This is a genomic window from Embleya sp. NPDC005575 (genome assembly GCF_040605455.1).
In the GTDB taxonomy this organism is placed as follows: Bacteria; Actinomycetota; Actinomycetes; order Streptomycetales; family Streptomycetaceae; genus Embleya.
The window spans coordinates 27,914-46,196 of sequence record NZ_JBEXCV010000001.1; the positions used below are offsets into that span (position 1 = coordinate 27,914).

Sequence of the window (18,283 nt, forward strand, 5' to 3'; positions counted from 1 at the left end):
GGCCCACGGGCCCACGGGCCCACGGGCGCCCGCAGGCTCACGCTCAGGAGGCGGCGGCGTCCGGCGGCGCGGCCGGCGCGGGCAACGTGCAACTCGCCCCCCGATCGGGCAGGCGGCCGGACCCGAGGTAGGCCGCGATCGCACCGTCGACGCACGCACTGCCCCGGCCGAACGCGGTGTGCCCGTCGCCCTTGACGCTCAACAGCCGCGCTCGGCCCATGGTTTCGGTGACGTCGCGAGCCCAGGCGAGCGGAGCGAGCGGGTCGCCCTCGACGCCGATCACCAGCGCCCGGTCCCGGCCGGTGTAGCGCCACGGGCCCTGGAACCGGTGGTCGGCCCGGACCGGCCACAGCGCGCACTTGAGTTCGCCGTAGCCGTACAGCCGGCCGAAGTGCGGCGACACCGCGGCCGCCGCCGTGAAGTGCCGGTCGTGTGCGCGCAGGTCGGTGGGGACGTCCCGGTCCAGGCAGGAGTTCGCGAGCTGCTGGGCGGTCACCTCGTCCGGGCCGGTGGGCGGCTCCGTCGTGGGCACGTCCTGGGCGGCCGTCGCGGACAGGTACGCGGCGAAGCGGGGCCAATCGGCGGAGTTGATCAATCCGCCGATGACCTGGGTGAGCAGCAGGCCACCGGTGAGGATGTCGTGCCGACCCGGGTACGCGAGCCGGTTGCGCTCCAGCTTGTCCACCAGGGCGTCGAAGGCGCCCGCCGGGTCGCCGGCGCCGAACGAGCACATCGCCGGCGTGGCCCGGCACCAGTCGAGGAAGCGGCCCAGCGCGAACTCGCTCGCGGCGAGCTGCTCCCGGTCGAAGCGCAGCGGATCCGAGACGTACCCGCGGCCGTCGATCGCCCCGTCCAGGACCATCGAGCCGACCCGGCGCGGATAGCGCGCGGCGTAGATCTGTCCGAGCACCGTCCCGTACGACTGGCCCAGGTAGTTGAGCCGGTCGTCGCCCACCGCCCGGCGCAGCAGGTCCAGGTCGGCGGCCGAGTCGGCGGTGCTCATGGTGCGCAGCAGGGCCGGGTCGGTGTTGCGCCCGCACGCGCTGGTCAGCGCCTTGGCCTCGGCCAGTTTGGCCGGGCGGTCGGCGAGCGTGGGGTAGGCGGGCAGCGGCTCCTCGATCTCCCGCTCCTGCTCGTAGGTCATGCAGTGCGCGCTCGGCGAGCTGTTCGACTGGCCGCGCTGGTCGAAGCCGACCACGTCGAACCGGTCCGCGAGCGCGGCGAAGGGCGCCGTGCGGGTGCGCAGCAGGGCCACGCCGTTGCCGCCCTGGAGCCCTCCGTTGACGAAGAGCGAGCCGATCCGGTGCGCCCGGTCCCGGGCCGGGATGCGGATCAGGGCCAGGTCGGTGGTCCGGCCGTCGGCCGTCGCGCCCGGTTGCATGGGCACGGTGGCGGTCGCGCACTCGAAGCCGCCGCCGCAACCGACCCAGGTCAGCTTCGGCACCTTGGGCGTGGGGGCCGCGACGGCCGAGGACGGTACGGCGAGCATGGTCGCCACGGCGGCCAGGACGGTGACCGTGGACACGAGCCACGAGCGGCGGCGGGACGTGGTCGGTGGTCGCGACTGCGACTGCACGGTGGTCTCCTCGCGATCGGGCGCGCCTCGCCCGACTGGTGGGCGCGCGGTACGACGGGCGCCACCACATGCTCGAACATCACCCGCCCGGCCGCGCGAGATCTTTGCCGGATCTGTCGCGATCGGCGCGCGGTACCGGCGGGCCGGGCGGGCGAGTCGGTTGCGGCGGGCGATCGACTCCGCCCCTCGGCTCCCGGCTCAGTCCGCGAACGCCGTCTCGGCCTTCGCGCAGCCCCGGAACGGCGCGATGTCGGCCGCGAGCTTCTCGATGCCCTCGCGATCCGCCTTGCGCAGTGCGCGCACCGCCTCCACGGTCAGCCGCAGCGTCCGGCCCTTCTTCTGCGCGCGCCAAAGCGCCGCGAGTTCGCCGTCACGCAGGACCACGCCGGGGTTCCCGGTGTGCTTCCACACCTGCTTGTGCAGCTTGCGGTCGGGGACGGCGGTGGCGCGGTCGCGCAGGTGCAGCCATGGGTCATAGGCCGGCAGCACGCGCAGTCCGCGCACTTCGGGCGGCGCGATGAGCGCCTCGTGGTCGTCGCGGTGGATCCACGTCGTGCGCCCGTCGAAGCGCACCTCACGCAGTTCGTCGGCCGCCGCCTGCCACGCCTTGGCCGCGACGGTTTGCGCGGTGCCCGCCCACTCCGCGAGGTGTTCGGGCGTGGAGGGCCCGTACGCACGCAGGTATCGGCGGACGAACTCCTTGCGGGCGGCCGCCGCCGACCGGTGCGGCGGCTTCTTGCCCAGCCACTGGTCGGTACGCACGAACGATGCCTCGCGGCCCTCGCGCGGCGCGATCACGAACAGGCCGGTGAGCGAGACGGCCCGGGCCAGGATGGCGGTGAAGCTGCTGAAGGTGTCCGGCTCGAACCAACCGGAGAACTCGTCGGGCATCCGCTTCCCCAGCGCGACACCGAGCTCGCGCTTGGTCAACACCTGTCCGTCCAAGGCGTCTTCGATCGCCACCCGGGTCAGCTCCACGACCTCCACCGCCGAGCGCTTGGTCCCGTCGAGCATCGGGACGAAACCCTGCACGGCCACCCGCCAGGACTCCTCGTCCTCGGGCAACATCGGCCGGGTGAACACGGGCAGGTCGCGGGTGGGGAACAGGTACGGCGACTGGCGCACCGCCCACGCCTGGAGCAGCGACTTGTCCTCGGCCAGCGCCCGATCCACCTCGGCCGCGGTCAGCCCCGGGGATCGGGCCAGGAGCGCGAGCGGGCCGTTGCCGGGTGGGGTGTTCTGCGCCCCGGCTGCGGCCGCCGCGGCCGACAGGTCGGGGGCCGGTTCCGCGTCGGTCAGATGGTGGCCGGCCGCGCGGAACGCGAGCACCTGTTCCCGGTCCACCTGTTCGCTGTCGACTTCGCTCACGAGCGCACCTCTTCGTTCGATCGCCTTCTCGGACGGTCGGGTTCTCGGACGGTCGGTCGCCTTCGGGTCGATCGCCTTCTCGGACGTTCGGGAATGCACCACGATGCTACGCGGATATCCGTCGGCGCCCGGAATTTCAACGGATTCCGTACAGAGACGCGACAGAATCTTTGCGGCCTTCGCCGATCCGAGGTAATCGTGCAGTAATGCGATTGCCCCGGGAAATGAGGCGCGTGCCGAGTCGCCTCGGAACGGATGACGATGCCTGTTCCTGATCGCGAGAGCAAAACGAGTATCACCTGCGCCGAGCCGCCGATCGTGTCCCTTCCGGATTCGGTGGCCATGGTCGCCCGCCGTTCGCCGGACCTGACGGCCGTCTTCGACGCCGGCGGCGAGACCTCGTTCGCCGCACTGGACGCGGCCGCGGACCGCTGGGCGGCGGCGGTGGCCGATCGGGTCGCCCCCGGGGGGTGGGTGGCGGTGTGCGGACGGCGCGGGTCGGCCCTGGTGGCGGCGGCGTTGGGCTGTCTGCGGGCCGGCCGGGTGTATGTCCCGCTGGATCCCGCCCACCCCGGCGAGCGGATCGCGCTGACCCTGTCGGATGCGCGCCCCGAACTCGTGCTGGTGGACCGGCATGCGCCGGCGGCGGTCGTCGACGCGGCCCCGGCGCTGCGCCTGGACGCGGAGCCGCCGGGCGGCACGGCGCGTCCGGTGCGGCTGTTCCGTTCGGATCCGGCGTATGTGATCTACACGTCGGGCTCGACCGGCACGCCCAAGGGCGTGGTGGCCACGCACGGCGGACTGGCGACCCTGGTCCGGGCGTTGTCCGCCCGGGGGCCGGCGATGGCCGAGGGCGACGTCGTGTTGTCGGTGGCCTCGATCGCGTTCGACATGTCCATCACCGACGTGTTCGTTCCGTTGGCGGCGGGCGCGTCCGTCGTACTGCCGGCCGATGATCGCACCCGCGACCCCGACGTGCTGCTCGACCTGATCGACCGGCACCGGGTGTCCACGGTCCTGGCCACGCCGTCGCTGTGGCGGATGCTGGTGCTCGCGGGGCTGGGGACGGACGGCCGGCATCGGGTGCGGGCGTTCGGCGGCGGCGAGAAGCTGACCGAACGTCTCGCCCGCGAACTCTTGGCACGAACCCGGTCGTTGCACAACGGCTACGGCCCGACGGAGACCACGGTCTACGCCACGTTCGCGCCGATCTCGGACCCGACCCGGCTGCCGCTGGGTGATGCCATCCCGGGCACTCGGCTCTACGTCCTGGACCAGGACGGCGAGTTGCTCCCGCCGGGGCCGCGCGGCGAGTTGTACGTGGGCGGCCTCCAGGTGTCCTGTGGCTACCATCGGCGACCGGCGCTGACCGCCGAGAAGTTCGTCCCGGACCCGTTCTCCGGCGTGCTCGGCGCGCGCATGTACCGCACCGGTGACGTGGTCCGGCTGTCCGCGGACGGCGATCTGCATTTCCTCGGGCGCACCGACGACCAGGTCAAGATCCGCGGCCATCGGGTCGAACCCGGCGAGGTGGTGGCCGTGTTGGAGAAGGCGGCCTCGATCCGCCAGGCGGCGGTGCTGGTACACGCGGACACGCTCGCCGCCTATCTGGTGGCCGAGCCGGGGCACGCGCCGAGCGTGGCCGACGTCCGCGCTCATGCCCGCCTGTTCCTGCCGGAGCCGATGGTGCCCGATCGGCTGGCGTTCCTGCCCGCGCTGCCGATGACGGGCAACGGGAAGGTGGATCACGCGGCGCTGCTCGCGTGGCAGGAACCCGGCGTCCCGGGCGAGGGCGAAGAGGGGGACGAACGTGGAGCCGGCGCCGACGACGGCGAGGCCCCACAGGGTCCGACCGAGACGGCGGTGGCCAAGGTCTGGGGCGAGGTACTGGGCCTGACCGAGATCGACGCCCGGACCAGCTTCTTCGACTTGGGCGGACACTCCCTGCTCGCCATGGAGGTGGTCTCCCGGCTGCGCACCGAGTACGAACTCGAACTTCCGGTGTGGGAGTTGTTCGCCGAGCCGACGGTGCGCGCCTGGGCCGCGGTGGTCGATCGCGCGGCGGCTTCGCCGGCGACCGGCGAGGCCGCCGACCACAGGGTCGCCCTGTCGCCCGAGCAGCGTGCGCTGTGCCACGCCGAACGACTGGTGCCCGGGATCACCTCTCCCGGTCTGACGGTTCGGGCCAGGCTGACGGGCGCGGTGGACACCGGCCGGGTGGCCGAGGCGCTGACGGCGGTGGTGCGACGCCAGGAGTGTCTGCGTACCCGGTTCGAACCGGTCGCCGAGTACGGCAGCCAACTGATCTCGCGCTACGTGGAGTTCGATCTGTTCGAGGAGGATCTGCGAGGCGCCGCGGCGACCGGCGCGACCGGGCTCGACGAGGCGATGGAGGCCCCGTTCGACCTGGCCGAGGGGCCGCTGTTGCGGGCGGCACTGCGCCAGTTCGAGGACGAGCGGTTCGAGTTGGAGATCCGCGTACACGACGCGGTGGCCGACGCGGCATCGCTCGCGGTGATCGTGTCGGAGTTCGCGGACGCCTATGCCGGCGAGGTCGCGGCCGAACCCGTCGGGGGGCGCTTCGCCACGCTTGCCCAGGCTCGGCGCGAGGCATCGTCCGGGGTGGCCCTGGCGGACGCGGTCACCGCGTTCCGGGCCTCGCTTGCCGACACCGTGCCGGTCCCCGAGGGCGGGTACGACACGGGCCTGGTGCCCGTTCGGCTCGACGCGGCGGCAGTTCGTGTGTTGTCCGACCTGGCGCCGGCGCGCGGCGTCTCGGTGGAGTACGCGCTGACGCGGGCGCTGCTGCGGGTGCTGCCCCGGGAGTGGGGATCGTCCGTCGTGGTCGGCAGGGTCGAGCCGGGCCGTTCGGCGGATACGCGCGATCTGGTCGCCCCGCTGTCGACCCTGACGTTGTCGGCGGTGCGTCGGGCCGAGGACGCCGAGGACGCCGAGGACGCCGACGGTGTCGAACCGGCCGATCCGGTCTCGGCGGTGGGCGTGACCGGACGGGCGGCGAACGGCTCGGCGATACCCGCACAGGCCCTCCTGGACGCGGGCGTGCGCAGCGGGGCGCCGGAACTGCGCCGGGCCCTGCCGTGGGTGGCCCTGACCCTGCGCAAGTCGTTGCCGGCGCCGCGTGAACTCGCCCGCGGGGTGTGGCTGGAGCCGGTGTCGCCGGAGTCGGGGGCCGTGCCGGCCGAGGGCGCCCAACGCACCGCGCTGCCGGTGTCGATGGACCTGTGGGCGGACGGCGAGGACGTGGTGGGTCTGCTTCAGCACCGCGTCGACCTGCTCGACGCGGACGCCGCGGGTGAGCTGGTACGGCGCTTCGCCGAAGCCGTCGGGGCCAAGCGGTCGACCCTGGCCTGACCGCACCCCGGAAGACCGACACGTGCCGAGTGCTCTTGGCCGTGAACGGCTCGCCCGCCCAGCCGCCATCTCGGTGGACCAGTTCGAGCCCGGCCAGTTGTGCCATCAGGTCCAACTCGCTGGGCCACACGTACCGGATCTGGCTGGGGTAGAGGCGGATGCCGCTCTCGCTTACGATCACCACCTGGGTCCGGATCCGCTGACGCAGCGTGTCGTGCATCGTGGCCTCCAGGAAGACCCGGTCACGCTCCACGCTGCCGGTGGCCAGCCGCTGGCCGTCGGCGTCGGTGCGCCGGGGGTCGGGCACGTACATCTCGGACACCAGCGTGCCGTCCGGCTCCAGGTGCTCGGCCGCGTTGCGCAGGCAGCGCACCTGGTCGCGCTGGTCGAGCAGGCACAGGAAGGTGTTGAAGACGATGTAGATCAGCGAGAACGTGCGGTCCACGGCGACGTCGGCCATGTCCCCGAGAATGACCGGGAACGCGTCGCCGCCGGGGCGCAGTTTGAGCTTGTCGATCATCTTGTCGGCGCCCTCGATGCCGATCACCTCCAGGCCCTTGGCGGCCAGCGGCAGGGCCACCCGTCCGGTGCCGACGCCCAGCTCAAGGACCGCACCGCCGCCCGCGCGCCGGGCCAGGAACTCCACGGTGGCGGGAGTGTCGGGCAGCGGGCCCGTCCATTCGTCGTACACCTCGGCGACGGCGTTGTACGCACTGGCGCTCGATGGGGCCATGGTCCTCTCCTCGACGCTCATCGTGGTCCGGCGATCCGATCCGGCGCGGGCAACTCCGCCCGGGAGAGCCCGACTTCGAAGTATCTGCGGGCGAGCTGCTCGTCCAGGACCGGGCAGCGCACGTCGAGTTCGGCCAACTCGGCGTCGGTGCGGTCGGAGGCCACCTCGGGGATCACGGCTGCGGTGCCGGCCGAGGCGTCGGGCAGGGTCGCGGCGATCTGCCGCAGTTCGTCCCGGGCCGAGGTCACCGACGCGTCCAGGACCCGCTGCCGCCAGAGCGTGAAGTCGACGGGTCGCAGCCGGTAGCCGAAGCGGCGCAGCCAGGAGAACAGCGTGGTGTAGCGGGTGTGTTCGGGGGCGATCAGGTGGTAGGCGGGCGGCGCCGATCCCCCGCTCGCCCGGGTCAGCCGCACCACGGCGCGCGCCGCGTAGTCGACGGGCGCCCACTGGAGCGGGGAACCCGCCAGTGGGGCCGCCCCCATCGCGGCGCACGTGCGCAGGAACAGCCACGCGTAGTCGTTGGGGTTGGACACTCCGGTGCGGGTGTGCCCGGCGAGGGTGCCGGAGCGGAACACCAGGGCGTCCACGCCGCGTTCGCGGGCCTGGGCGACCAGGCGTTCGGCCACCCACTTGCTCAGTCCGTAGCCGCCGAGCGCACCGGCCGGCCCCAGTTCGGTGAAGTCGGCGACCGCACCGGGCCCTTCCTCTCCCTCGGGACGGTTTCCGTAGAGCACCGAGACCGTGGACACGTGCGCGAGCCGTTTGGGTCGGCCCTCGCACACCAGGCGCAGCACCTCCACGGTGCCCGCGACGTTGGGACCGCGCAGCGCCTCGTAGGGGTAGCTGACGTTCACGCCCGCGCCGCAGTGGTGGATCGTGTCGACCTCCTCGTGCACGAGCCGCCGGTCGGCGTCCCGCAGGCCGCATCCCGGTCGGGCCAGGTCGCCCGCGAGGGCGATCACCCGGCCCGACCACGCCTGGCTCCACAGGTCGAACCCGCGCAGCGCGGCCTCGATGCGTTCCTGCGCGGTGCCGTCCTCGGGGCGCACCAGGCAGTACACCCGTTGCTCGGTGTGCTCCAGCAGTTCGGCGATCACGGCGGCGCCGAGGAACCCGGTCCCGCCGGTCACCAGGGCGGCGCCGGGTTCGACGAAGGGCACGGGCGTGTTGTGCGGCACCACGTCGGCGGGCAGCAGCGCGTCCTGCTCGACGGCGCTCATCGCCAGCTCCACAACGGCGAGGGCCCGTCGTCGTCCCAGCCGTCGCCCTCGGCGGCCCGGGCGGGCGCGTCGCCCACCGGGCCCGCCGCATGGGGCTCGTCGGGCGCGGGTCCGGCGGGGCGCGCCGGTGCTGCCGGCTGCTCCGGGGCCAGGATCCGTAGGTCGTCCTGCGTCAGCAGGATCGGGATCGATGTCCTCACCACCGCTCCTCACGGTTGTCCGCGTCGCGCGGCTCGACCGGCCCCCCGGTCGCCGCGGAATCGGTACGAAACGACCACACGCGCTGTATTCCGACAGCTCGCAGCCGCCGGCGGGCGTCGGCCACCCGCGCGGCGAGCCCGGCGCTCGCCGGGTCGAACAGGACGGCCATCACCCGGCCGCTGTGCGCGACCTGCACGCCGACGCCGGCGCCGGCGCGGCAGATCCGTTCGGCCAGCGGCAGCGCGGCCTGGGGCAGGAAACGCTGGTTGAGCCGGGCACTGGCGGTGGCCGTGCGCGCCAGCAGCGCGCAGTCCTCCTCGGCCACCGCTCGGCGCACCATCACCCGCAGTTGCCGCAGTTGCTCGATCTCGCTCGGACGGTACTCGCGCGGGGGCTGGGCGATCGTGTCCACGTCCGGGCCGCCGACGTCGAAGCCGAGCACTTCCAATGCCGGGAGCGGGCCGCCGAGGTCCTCCAGGACGTAGCCCGCCCGGTTGGCGTACAACACCGCGCGGGGTCCGAACATCACGCCGTCCGAGGCACCTTCGGCGCGCACGGCGAGGGCCGCGACGTCCGCCTCGGTCGGCGTCCTGCCGTACGCGCGGGCCACCGCCCGGATCGCGCCGACCACGTCGGCAGTGGAGGAGCCCATGCCGCGTTCGACGGGAATCGAGCTGTGCACGCTCAGCCGCCCGCCCTCGCGTACGCCCAGCCAGCGCAGCGTCTCCCGGGCGGCCCCCGCGGCCTTGGTCTTCCACGCCGGGCTGACCGTGACGCCGAGGGCGCGGACGGGCACGAAGGTGGCGTGGGCGTGCAGTGCGGGCAGCGGCAGCGAGACGACGGCATGGGCCAGTGCCCCGTCCTCGCGTTCGAAGACGCCCTGGAGGATCTCGCCGTGATGGGCCATGGCGCTGCCTCGGGCCGGGCCGGGCCGAGCGGGCGCCCCGAACACGGTGAGTCGGCCCGCACGGCCTCGGTCGAAGGCGTCGGGATCGACGGCGGCCGCCATGTCAGGCGACTCCCGTGGGGCGCGCCGGCAGGGCGCCGTCCGGATGCTCGATCAGCGCGACCAGGGCCGCTTCGCAGGCCCCCACGAATCGCTCCACCGAGGCGCGCTCCCACAACGCCGTGCGGTACTTGACGTCGAGGAGCAATCCGTCCTCGACGATCAGCGTGGACACCTCCAGGTCGGTACCGGCCCGCCCGTTCGCCACGATGCGGCCCTGGTGGGTCCGGCAGCCGGTCAACGCGAAGCCGGATTCGGCCTGGAACACGTTGAGCGTGACATACGATCCGCGCCCGCTGAGCACCAGCGGGTCGGCGCCGGCGGCGCGCAGCGCGTCACCGGCCGGGCAGGACTGGTTGGCGTAGGCGCCGGCCACCGTCTCGCGGGTCCCGGCCAGGTGTTCGCGCCAGGTCGTGCGGGTGTCGAAGTCGTCGAAGCGCAGCACGAGCAGGTTGACGAACGCCCCCATCACGTCCGCCGCGTCCAGGTCGAGGCGGTTCTCGCACGGCGTGAGCAGTTGCACGTCGTCCTGCCCGGACCACTGCCGCAGCACGGCGGACAGCGCGGCGGCCACCACCACGAACGGAGTCACCCGCTCCCGCGTGGCGAAGGTGTACACCGCGTCGCGCGCGGCCGGCGGCAGCAGGCGGTACACGACGTCCCCGTCGAAGGACGGCGCGTCGGGGCGGGGGTGGTCGGTGGGCAGGGTCAGCTCGCGCAGGCCCGCCAGTCGACGCCGCCAGTAGCGCCGGTGCTCCTGTGCCGCGGTGGTCGTCGCACGCCGGCGCTCGGCGGCCACGACGTCGCGGAAGGTCGTGGTGCGCGGCGCGGGCAGTTCGCCCTCGCCGGTGGTGCGCCACCGGTAGCAGGCCGCGATCTGTGGGAACAACACCTTGGTCACCGCCCAGTAGTCCATCACCAGGTGGTGGCAGGTCAGCAGCAGGTCGCGGGTGCCCGTGTCCAGGCGGACCACGGTCAGTCGGATCAACGGCAGTTCGGACACCTCGAAGCCACGATGCGCCTGCTTCGCGGCCACCTTCGCCGCGGCCTGCTCGCGCTCCTCGGCGGGCGTGCGGCGCAGGTCCACCACCTCGATGGTGAACGGATGTTCGTCGTGCACTCGTCGGCTCGGAGCGGCGGCGCCCTCGGCCAGGTGGTAGGTGGTGCGCAGGATTTCCTCGCGATCGACGGCACGCCCGAAGGCCCATTCCAGCGCCCCTTCGTCCAACGGGCCCTCGACCCGCAGCGAGAGCGTGAGCGTGTTGACGGCGCTGCCGGGGACGAACTGCTCCATCAGCCAGAACGGCTCCTCCGCGGCGCCCAGCGCGGTGCTGCGCTCGCTCGGCGCGGGCGGGTCCTCGGGCGCGCATTCGTCGGGCTGCTCGGGCTCCTCGGCGAGTGCGCCGATCTCGTCGTCGGTGAGCGTCTCCAACTCGGCGAGCGCGTCGGCCACCGCCGGATGGCGTGCGGCGATCGCGGCGGCGAACTCGTGCAGTTCGGGGTTCTCGAAGACGAAGAGCAGCGGGACGTGCGCCCCGAACTCGTCGGAGAGGGTCTGCGCCAGGCGCGAGGCGATCATCGAGTGGCCGCCCACCGCGAAGAAGTCGTCCGCGCCGGTGATCGAGTCGTCCTCCAGGAGTTCGCGGCACAGTTCGACGACCCGCCGCTCGACGGCCGGGGCGCGCCGCCGGCTCACCCGGGCGGGGTCGGGTCGCCGGTGCTCCGCCGTTCCGTCGTCTCGGCTCGGGCCCACGATCCGCCACAGCAGGCGACCGTCCTCGATCCGGCGTACACGCAGCGCGCCGCCGGGCACCGGGACGGGCACCGCGGTCCCGTCGACGTGCAGCGCGCCCTCCAGGCCGCACGGCGCGAGCGCCCCGGTGGGCTCCCGGACCTCGGCGAGGCCGGGTACGGCCGACACCTCGCCTCGGTCGCCGCCGGGCCGGGACGGATCCGGACTCAGGAGGACCGGTCCGGAGGGGGTGTGCAGGGTGTACCGGACGTCGCCGTCCGCCGAGCGCTCGGGCGGCGGGAAGTCGGCGACCGGGGGACCCAGTTCGAGAGTGTCCAGGGTCGCGTCGGGGTCGGCCGTCGCCGACTCCACGGCCGCCGCGAAGTGATCGACGAGCCGCTTCACGGTGGCCGCCGCGAAGATCGCGGTGTCGTACTCGACGGTGGCGACGACGTCGTCGCCATGCCATTCGAGATTGAACAACAGGTCGAATCGGCAACGCCCGCGCGGTACATGCACGACGCTCATGGTCAGGTCCGGGAAGGTGTCCGGGCGAAAGTGCAGCGGTGGCGCGTTGAAGACCACCTGGACGAGCGGCGAGTGGGCGGGATCCCGGCTGACCAGGCTCTCCCGCACGACCTGTCGGAACGGGATGAACTGCCGGTCGTACGCGGTGAGGGTGGCATCGCGAGCGGCGGTCAGCAGGTCGGCGAACGGCAGATCGCCCGGTGCCCGCATGCGCACCGGGATCATGCAGGACATCGGGCCCACCACGTCGGGATACTGCTCGGGCCTGCCGTCCCCGCAGATCCCGAGCACCATGTCCTCGGCGCGGGTGTGGCGGTGCAACACGGTCGTGAACGCCGCGAGCAGCGCGTGGAACGGAGTGACCCGATGGCCGGCGGCGAACCGGCGCAGCCGGGGCACCATGCCGGCCGGGAAGGGATGAATCGCCAGCGCGCCCCGGTTGCGCTTGGTGGCCGGCCTCGGGGCGTCCTCCGGCATGCGCAGCACATGCGGGGCGTCCGCCAGTTCGGCCACCCAGGCGGCCCGCTCGGCGTCCAGTTCACCGCTGTCCAGGAGTTCGCCGTGCCACCGGGTGAAGTCGCGGTAGTCGGCGGTCACCGGGGGCAGCTCCGCCCGCCGGCCGGCCAGGTGGGCGGTGTAGGCCACGGCGAGTTCGTCGAGCAGGTGCGCGGCGGCGCCGGCGTCCATGACCTCGTGGTGGAAGGCGAGCACGAGCAGGTGCTCGCGTGGGCCGAGCCGGGCCAGGCCGAAGCGCACCGGCGGGGTCACCGCCGAACTGTACGGCTCCTCCACAAGCGTCCGGGCCCAGTCCGGTGCGTCCTCGCGGCGACCGGTGAAGTCGAGCGGCGGATCAAGCCGCACCGACCATGGGGCCACCACGGATTGGCGCAGCCGGCCCTTGTCCACGGGCAGGATGGTGCGCAGCGCCGTGTGCCGTTCGACGAGCAGGTCGAATCCGGCTTCGAGGGCGGGTACCGACAGCGGCCCGACCAGTTCGAAGACCAGATGTTCGTTGTACACGGCCGCGTCCCGGTCCATCTCGTCGACCAGCCACATCTGTTCCTGTACCGGTGTCGCGGGCAGCGCTTCGGTCGGGGTGGCCGTCACGACCGGGTCACCTCCTTCGCCCTCGCCGGCTTGGCTGCGCCGGAGCGCGGGTGGGCCGTGATCGGCAGCCGGGTGAGTCCGTTGATGAAGTTCGAGCGCAGATGGATCGGCTCCCCGGCCAGTTCGAACCGGTCGAATCGGGTGACCAGTTCCTCCAGCAGCACGGTGAGCGCCACCCTGGCGGCGGGCCCGCCGACGCAGTAGTGCGGGCCGATGCCGAACGCGATGTGCGGGTTGGGCGTGCGGTCGATCAGGAACGAGAACGGGTCGGTGAACACCCGTTCGTCGCGGTTCGCGGAGGCGACCCAGGCCACCACGAGCTCCCCCGCGCCGATCTTGGTGCCGGCGATCTCGACCTCGGTGCGGGTGCGGCGCATCAGGTGGTTGGTCGGCGTGGACCAGCGCAGCGACTCCTGCACGGCCGCCGCCGCCCGCTCGGGGTTCTCCTGGACGCGGCGCCAGACCTCGGGGCGCTCCAGCAGCGCGAGCAGCATGTGCGTGGCGGTGTGTGGTGTCGTGGTGGTGGCGCCCATGACGAAGCTGTAGCAGTTGAGCAGGACCAGGCTGTCGTCCATCGGCGCGCCGTCGAGCTCCACCCGGGTCAGCCGCGAGACCAGGTCGTCCCGGGGTTCGCGGCGGCGGTCGGCGATCAACTCGCTGAACATGGCGAACAGGTCGTGGTGCGCCTCGCGCAGCGTCTCGGCGGTCTGTCCCTTGGCGAACTCCGGGTCGTCGGGGGCGACTCCCGCCATGGTCCAGCGGGGGATGTCGGCCCAGTACCGGCGAGGGATGCCCAGGATCTCGCCGACGGCGGCCATCGGCAGATCGAACATCGAGCGGGCGAAGTCGTGCTCGCCGCCCACCGTCAGCGGCTCGATGATCCGCAACACGTGCGCGCGGATATTCTCCGTGCGCCGGGCGAGGATGTTCGTCGTCATGGTGTGGAACGCGGGTGTGCGCACCGCCGTGTGGCGCGGACGGTCCATCAGGTTGATGGTCCGTCCCCCGGCGCTGTCCCCGCCGGTGACGTCGAGGATCGTGCCGTGCTCGGAGCTGTACCGGCGGGCGTCCTTGAGGACGCGCACGACGTCGTCGTAGCGCGTGACGGACCAGAAGCGGGCGCCGTCGGGGGTGTACTGGGCCCATACGGGCGCCACCTCGCGCAGCGTCGCCAGGGCGACGTGTTGCGGATGGGTCTGGAATCGGCGTGGATCGAAGAGATCGATCGAGTCGAGCGGCACTCGCTCGTCGGTCCCGGGGCCGGTCATGAGCATCGCGGAGTTCTCCCGTCCTGCGTCCAGGCGCACTCGGTGCGGCGCACGCACAGTCCGGAACGTATATCGGCTCGCGAACCTCGGCAATGATTCTTTCCCGACCACGAAAGGAATCACCGGGACACGTCCGCGAACTTCTTTCCGAAGTCTTTCGATAAACCGTCGACGCCTTTTCGTCCGACCCTTCGGCGACTACCGTGTCCGGCGTGAATACACCTGTGCAGACCGGGAAATGGTTGCTCCGAAAGCCGCCGGAAGACAGCGAATCACTGCTGTTCTGCTTCCCGTACGCGGGGGTGGGTGCCTCCTCGTACCGGCAGTGGCCGCAGACGCTGCCCGACGGCATCGCCGTGTGCGCGCTCCAGCCGCCCGGCCGGGAGAATCGCTTTCGCGAGAGCGCGCCGGCCGACCACGCGGGCTTCGCTGCGGACCTCGTCGCGCAGCTCGCGCCGCTGCTCGACCGGCCGTTCGCCTTCATCGGGCACTGCGGCGCGGTGCCGTTCGCGCTGGAGACGATCCTGACCCTGGAGGATCGGGGGCTGCCACTGCCCGAGCGGCTGTTCGCGTCCAGTTGGGGCGCACCGCATCTGGGGCTGTACGGCGCGCTGAACTTCGTCGACCCGGACACCGCCGACCTGGCGGCGGAGGTACGGCAGCGGTATCGGCAGACCGGCCAGGGCGAACCGCCGGACGAGATGGCCGAACTGGGCGCCCGGGTCCTGCGCGAGGACCTGGTGCTGCAACGGCCCTACCGCTACGACGTCGCCCGCAGGCTGCCCTGCCCGGTGACGGTGATCTCGTGGTCCGAGGACGACGTGGTGCCGCCGGAGACGGTGGCGCCGGGCTGGGCGGAGTGCGCGGACGTGCGCGTGGTGGCGTTGGCGGGCAGGCACCTGGATTTCCTGCGCTGCCCCAAGGCTCTCGTGGAGGTCGTGACGGAGGATCTCGCCCGCGCCGGGGGAACCGACTGACCATCCGGATCCGACCCGGACGAGGGGCGGCGCCCGACCGGAGGCATCGGTCGGGCACCGCCCCTCGTCTCGTCGTGGCGATCATGTCGCCGGCCCGGCCCGGCCGGGCCGAGGCATCCGGGTCCCGTCGCCTGCCCGGCCGAGCCGGGCCGAGCCATCCGGTCCCGGCGCCGGCCGTCCCGAGTCGAGGTGCCCGGGAGTTGCTCAGGCCGACCGGGCCAGCTCGCGGGCCAGTTCGGCCGGTGTCGGATTGAGCATCAGCGCGCGGACCTTGAGCGCCACGCCCAACCGCTCGGCGATCAGCCGCACCGCTCGCCCGGCGCTCAGCGATTCGCCGCCGAGCAGGAAGAAGTCGTCGTGCACGCTCAGGTGTTCCCGATCCAGGACCTCCTCCCACACCCGCACCAGGGCCTCCTCCACCGCCGTGCGCTGCTCACCGGCGCCGGGGTGCGCGCCGGTCACGGGCGTCCAGTCGGGCATCGGCAGGGCGTTGCGGTCGATCTTGTCGCCGGAATTGAGCGGCAGCGCGTCCAGCCGCAGAAAGAGCTGCGGCACCATGTGGTCCGGCAGCACCCGGGCGAGTTCGCGGCGCAGGGTGTGGGTGTCCAGGCCATCCGACGCCACCAGATAGGCGACGAGGCGCCGGACGCCCCGGGGGTCCTCCGGTGCCGCGACCGCCGCCGCGCGCACGCCCTCGGCGGCCAGCAGCGCCTGTTCGACCTCGCCCACCTCGACCCGCATGCCGGCGATCTTGAGCTGGTGGTCCGCCCGGCCCCGGTGTTCGAGGACTCCGTCCGCGCGGAAGCGGACCAGGTCGCCGGTGAGGTAGAGCCGACCACCCGGCGCGGCGCCGAACGGGTCCGGCACGAAGCGCTCGGCCGTCTGCCGGCCGGTCAGGTATCCGCGCGCCTGTTCGGGCCCGGAGACCGCCAGTTCGCCGACCACGCCGGGCGGGGCGAGCCGCAGCTCGCGATCCAGGACGTACAGCCGGGCGCCGGGCCATGGGCGCCCGATCGGCGGCGGCAGGGTGCGGTCGCGCGCGGTCGCGGTATGCGAGGTGATCGGCCGCTCCCGGGGGATCAGCGGCGAGGTGACGATGTTGACCTCGTTGGCGCCGTACCAGTTGCCCACCTCGAACGGCAGCTCCGCAGGGGCCCAGCGGCGCACCCGGTCGCTCCCGGTGAGCAGGGTGCGCAGGGGGGTGCGGGCGGGCCAGGCGATCCCGAGCAGCGCCTCCGCGAGCGGGGCCACCACGAACACCTGGGTGATCCCCCGGGAGAGCAGCCAGTCGCGCAGGTGCTCCGGTGTGCACAGGTCCCGGTCGGCGGCGATGTGCAGCGGCGCGCCGGCGACCAGGTGGGCCCACACCACGACGGTCACCGACACGTTGGTCTGTGGCGGGAAGGTCCAGCCGCCGCGCTCCCCCGCCGTCACCCCGTGGGCCCGGATCTGCGCCAGGGCCGCGTGCGCCACACCGCGGTGGGTGACGACGACCAGTTTGGGGGTGCCGGTGGACCCGGAGGTCTGCACCAGGAACGCCGGATCCTCCGATGCCGGCTCCGGCAGCGGCCGTTCGGGCGCGGCCGGGCCGGCGACGCGGCCGGTCGGCGCGAGCACCAGCACGTCCTTCGCCTCCGGAGGCAGGGTGCGTTCGAACCGGCTCGTGGTCACCACGAGCCGCGCCCCGGCCTGCTCGACGAAGCGGCCCAGGTATGCGTCGGGCGCCTTGGGATCGAGCATCAGCGCGGCGGCGCCCGCGCGGTGCACGGCGAGCATCGCCACGACCAGTTCGGGGCAGCGGGGCATGCACAGGCCGACCACCGCGCCCGTCGTGGTCCCGCTCGCCAGGAGGCGGTGGGCCAGGGCGTTCGCGCGCACGTCGAGTTCGCCGTACGTCAGCGTCTCGTCTCGGTACGCGAGGGCCACCGCGTCGGGCGTGGCCGCCGCCCGGTCGGCGAGCAGCCGTCCGAGCGGGCGCGGCACGTCGGGGATGTCCGGCGTGGCCCCCCAGGTCCGCAGCAGCGCGTGGTCGTCCGGGCCGAGCAGGTCCAAGTCCGCAACGGGCGTGTGGGGGCGGCGGGAGATGGCGTCGAGCATGCGCAGCACGTGCCGGCCGAATCGTTCGGCGGTGTCGGCGTCGATCAGGTCGGCGTCGTGGGTGATCTCCAGGTGTGCGGCGTCGCGATCCGCGTCCCGATCGAGGGTGAGCGTGAGTTCGGCGACGCCCGCCCCGGCGGGCCCGGGTCCGCCGACATCGGCGTCGCCCGCCCGCTCGGGCCCGAATCGGCCGAAGCCCGCGGCCGGCCCCCGGGACGGTCCGGTACGACCGGCCTGCGCCCGTCGTACCCGAAAGCCCGCGGAGTGGCGCGCGAGTCGGTCTGCTCCGATGACGTCGCCGGCCTCCCGCAGCCGCCGGTCCGCCTCGGCGACCAGTCGGGCGCCGGTGTCGCGCGGAGCACAGGTCAGCCGGATCCGACGGGCGGCGGGACGGGTGATCCGGCCGGTGCCGGCGCGCTCCGGATCGGGCGCGGCGTCCGGCGTCCCGGCATCGTCCGGCTGCACCGCCGCGTCCACGGCGATCACGAGGGAACGCGAGCCGGTGTACCGCTGGAGGACGGCGACATAGGCGGCGAGCACGGCGGCCGGCGTCGGTCGCCGGCCCGGCCCGGCGTCGGGGACGGCGACCATGTGCGTGCGGGTGCGCAGCACGGGGCCGTTGCCCCGGGCCGCCTCCATGGGCAGGTCGAGCAAGGCCGTCGGAGCGTCGTCCCCGATCCGGTCCTCGTGGGGCGGCGGGTCGGCGGGGCTCTCCCCCATCAGTCCACGGCCAGGCGCTCGCGGACACTGCGCGGTCGCATGTCGGTCCACACGCGTTCGATGTGGTCGAGGCACTCCTGCCTGCTGCCGCCGGTGCCCTCCGCACGCCACCCGTCCGGCAACGCACGATCGGCGAACCAGATGGAATATTGCTCCTCGTCGTTCACCACGACGTTGTAGACGCGGTCGTCCGCCTGCTCCTCCATCGAAGTCTCCTTTGTTGTCCGGTAGGTTCCGCCGGTGGTCCTCGTCGGGTCCGGCGTATCGATCCGGAGCCCATTCCACCGCGCCCAGAATTACCCATCGGGTCCGGATCCCGGAAGGGTGCGGGAAATACTCCGGAAAGGGCCGACGGGTTCCTGAAAGATAATCGGCAAC

At 73.1% G+C, this 18,283-nt stretch carries 11 protein-coding genes and 1 pseudogene; 2 read left to right on the plus strand and 10 right to left on the minus strand.

Going from position 1 to position 18,283, the window contains the following annotated elements:
- Window positions 1–43: 43 nt before the first annotated feature.
- Both ABZS54_RS00140 and ABZS54_RS00145 read right to left on the minus strand, forming a co-directional pair.
- Window positions 44–1,576 carry an alpha/beta hydrolase gene (locus ABZS54_RS00140; RefSeq protein WP_355528719.1) on the minus strand — a complete coding sequence of 511 codons (1,533 nt, stop codon included), beginning with the start codon at window positions 1,574–1,576 and terminating at the stop codon, window positions 44–46.
- A gap of 198 nt (window positions 1,577–1,774) precedes the next feature.
- The gene (locus ABZS54_RS00145; RefSeq protein ID WP_355528722.1) at window positions 1,775–2,944 is read right to left on the minus strand and encodes a winged helix DNA-binding domain-containing protein; all 1,170 of its coding nucleotides are present in this window, start codon (window positions 2,942–2,944) and stop codon (window positions 1,775–1,777) included.
- Between the two features lie 261 nt (window positions 2,945–3,205).
- On the opposite strand from ABZS54_RS00145, the gene ABZS54_RS00150 reads away from it, so the two are divergent.
- The gene (locus ABZS54_RS00150; protein WP_355528725.1) at window positions 3,206–6,316 is read left to right on the plus strand and encodes an amino acid adenylation domain-containing protein; all 3,111 of its coding nucleotides are present in this window, start codon (window positions 3,206–3,208) and stop codon (window positions 6,314–6,316) included.
- Between the two features lie 292 nt (window positions 6,317–6,608).
- On the opposite strand, the pseudogene ABZS54_RS00155 reads toward ABZS54_RS00150, so the two are convergent.
- The 6 genes and pseudogenes from ABZS54_RS00155 to ABZS54_RS00180 form a co-directional block, all read right to left on the minus strand.
- Window positions 6,609–7,070 (minus strand): annotated as a pseudogene (locus ABZS54_RS00155) (class I SAM-dependent methyltransferase); the annotation flags it as partial.
- Window positions 7,067–8,269: a thioester reductase domain-containing protein gene (locus ABZS54_RS00160; protein WP_355528728.1), complete on the minus strand. Its 1,203-nt coding sequence runs from the start codon at window positions 8,267–8,269 to the stop codon at window positions 7,067–7,069. The pseudogene ABZS54_RS00155 and the gene ABZS54_RS00160, both read right to left, overlap by 4 nt.
- A complete protein-coding gene (locus tag ABZS54_RS00165; protein WP_355528731.1) occupies window positions 8,266–8,469 on the minus strand; it encodes a hypothetical protein in 204 nt (67 codons plus the stop codon). Before ABZS54_RS00165 ends, ABZS54_RS00160 begins: the two co-directional genes overlap by 4 nt.
- Window positions 8,466–9,479 carry a hypothetical protein gene (locus ABZS54_RS00170; protein WP_355528733.1) on the minus strand — a complete coding sequence of 338 codons (1,014 nt, stop codon included), beginning with the start codon at window positions 9,477–9,479 and terminating at the stop codon, window positions 8,466–8,468. The genes ABZS54_RS00165 and ABZS54_RS00170 overlap by 4 nt, the downstream gene beginning before the upstream one ends.
- A gap of 1 nt (window position 9,480) precedes the next feature.
- Window positions 9,481–12,843: a condensation domain-containing protein gene (locus ABZS54_RS00175; protein WP_355528736.1), complete on the minus strand. Its 3,363-nt coding sequence runs from the start codon at window positions 12,841–12,843 to the stop codon at window positions 9,481–9,483.
- The gene (locus ABZS54_RS00180; RefSeq protein WP_355528739.1) at window positions 12,840–14,168 is read right to left on the minus strand and encodes a cytochrome P450; all 1,329 of its coding nucleotides are present in this window, start codon (window positions 14,166–14,168) and stop codon (window positions 12,840–12,842) included. Before ABZS54_RS00180 ends, ABZS54_RS00175 begins: the two co-directional genes overlap by 4 nt.
- 155 nt (window positions 14,169–14,323) lie before the next feature.
- On the opposite strand from ABZS54_RS00180, the gene ABZS54_RS00185 reads away from it, so the two are divergent.
- A complete protein-coding gene (locus tag ABZS54_RS00185) occupies window positions 14,324–15,088 on the plus strand; it encodes a thioesterase domain-containing protein (protein WP_355528742.1) in 765 nt (254 codons plus the stop codon).
- Window positions 15,089–15,292: 204 nt separating this feature from the next.
- Here ABZS54_RS00185 and ABZS54_RS00190 read toward each other — a convergent pair whose 3' ends face one another.
- Window positions 15,293–17,905: a non-ribosomal peptide synthetase gene (locus tag ABZS54_RS00190; RefSeq protein ID WP_355528745.1), complete on the minus strand. Its 2,613-nt coding sequence runs from the start codon at window positions 17,903–17,905 to the stop codon at window positions 15,293–15,295.
- On the minus strand, window positions 17,905–18,111 hold the full coding sequence (locus ABZS54_RS00195) for an MbtH family NRPS accessory protein (protein ID WP_355528748.1): 207 nt from the start codon (window positions 18,109–18,111) through the stop codon (window positions 17,905–17,907). Before ABZS54_RS00195 ends, ABZS54_RS00190 begins: the two co-directional genes overlap by 1 nt.
- Window positions 18,112–18,283: the final 172 nt, after the last annotated feature.

Coding starts and splice junctions, on each gene's coding strand:
- ABZS54_RS00150 (WP_355528725.1), top strand. CDS start 3,206: ATGCCTGTTCCTGATCGCGAGAGCAAAACGAGTATCACCTGCGCCGAG.
- ABZS54_RS00160 (WP_355528728.1), bottom strand. CDS start 8,269: ATGAGCGCCGTCGAGCAGGACGCGCTGCTGCCCGCCGACGTGGTGCCG.
- ABZS54_RS00170 (WP_355528733.1), bottom strand. CDS start 9,479: ATGGCGGCCGCCGTCGATCCCGACGCCTTCGACCGAGGCCGTGCGGGC.
- ABZS54_RS00190 (WP_355528745.1), bottom strand. CDS start 17,905: ATGGGGGAGAGCCCCGCCGACCCGCCGCCCCACGAGGACCGGATCGGG.
- ABZS54_RS00195 (WP_355528748.1), bottom strand. CDS start 18,111: ATGGAGGAGCAGGCGGACGACCGCGTCTACAACGTCGTGGTGAACGAC.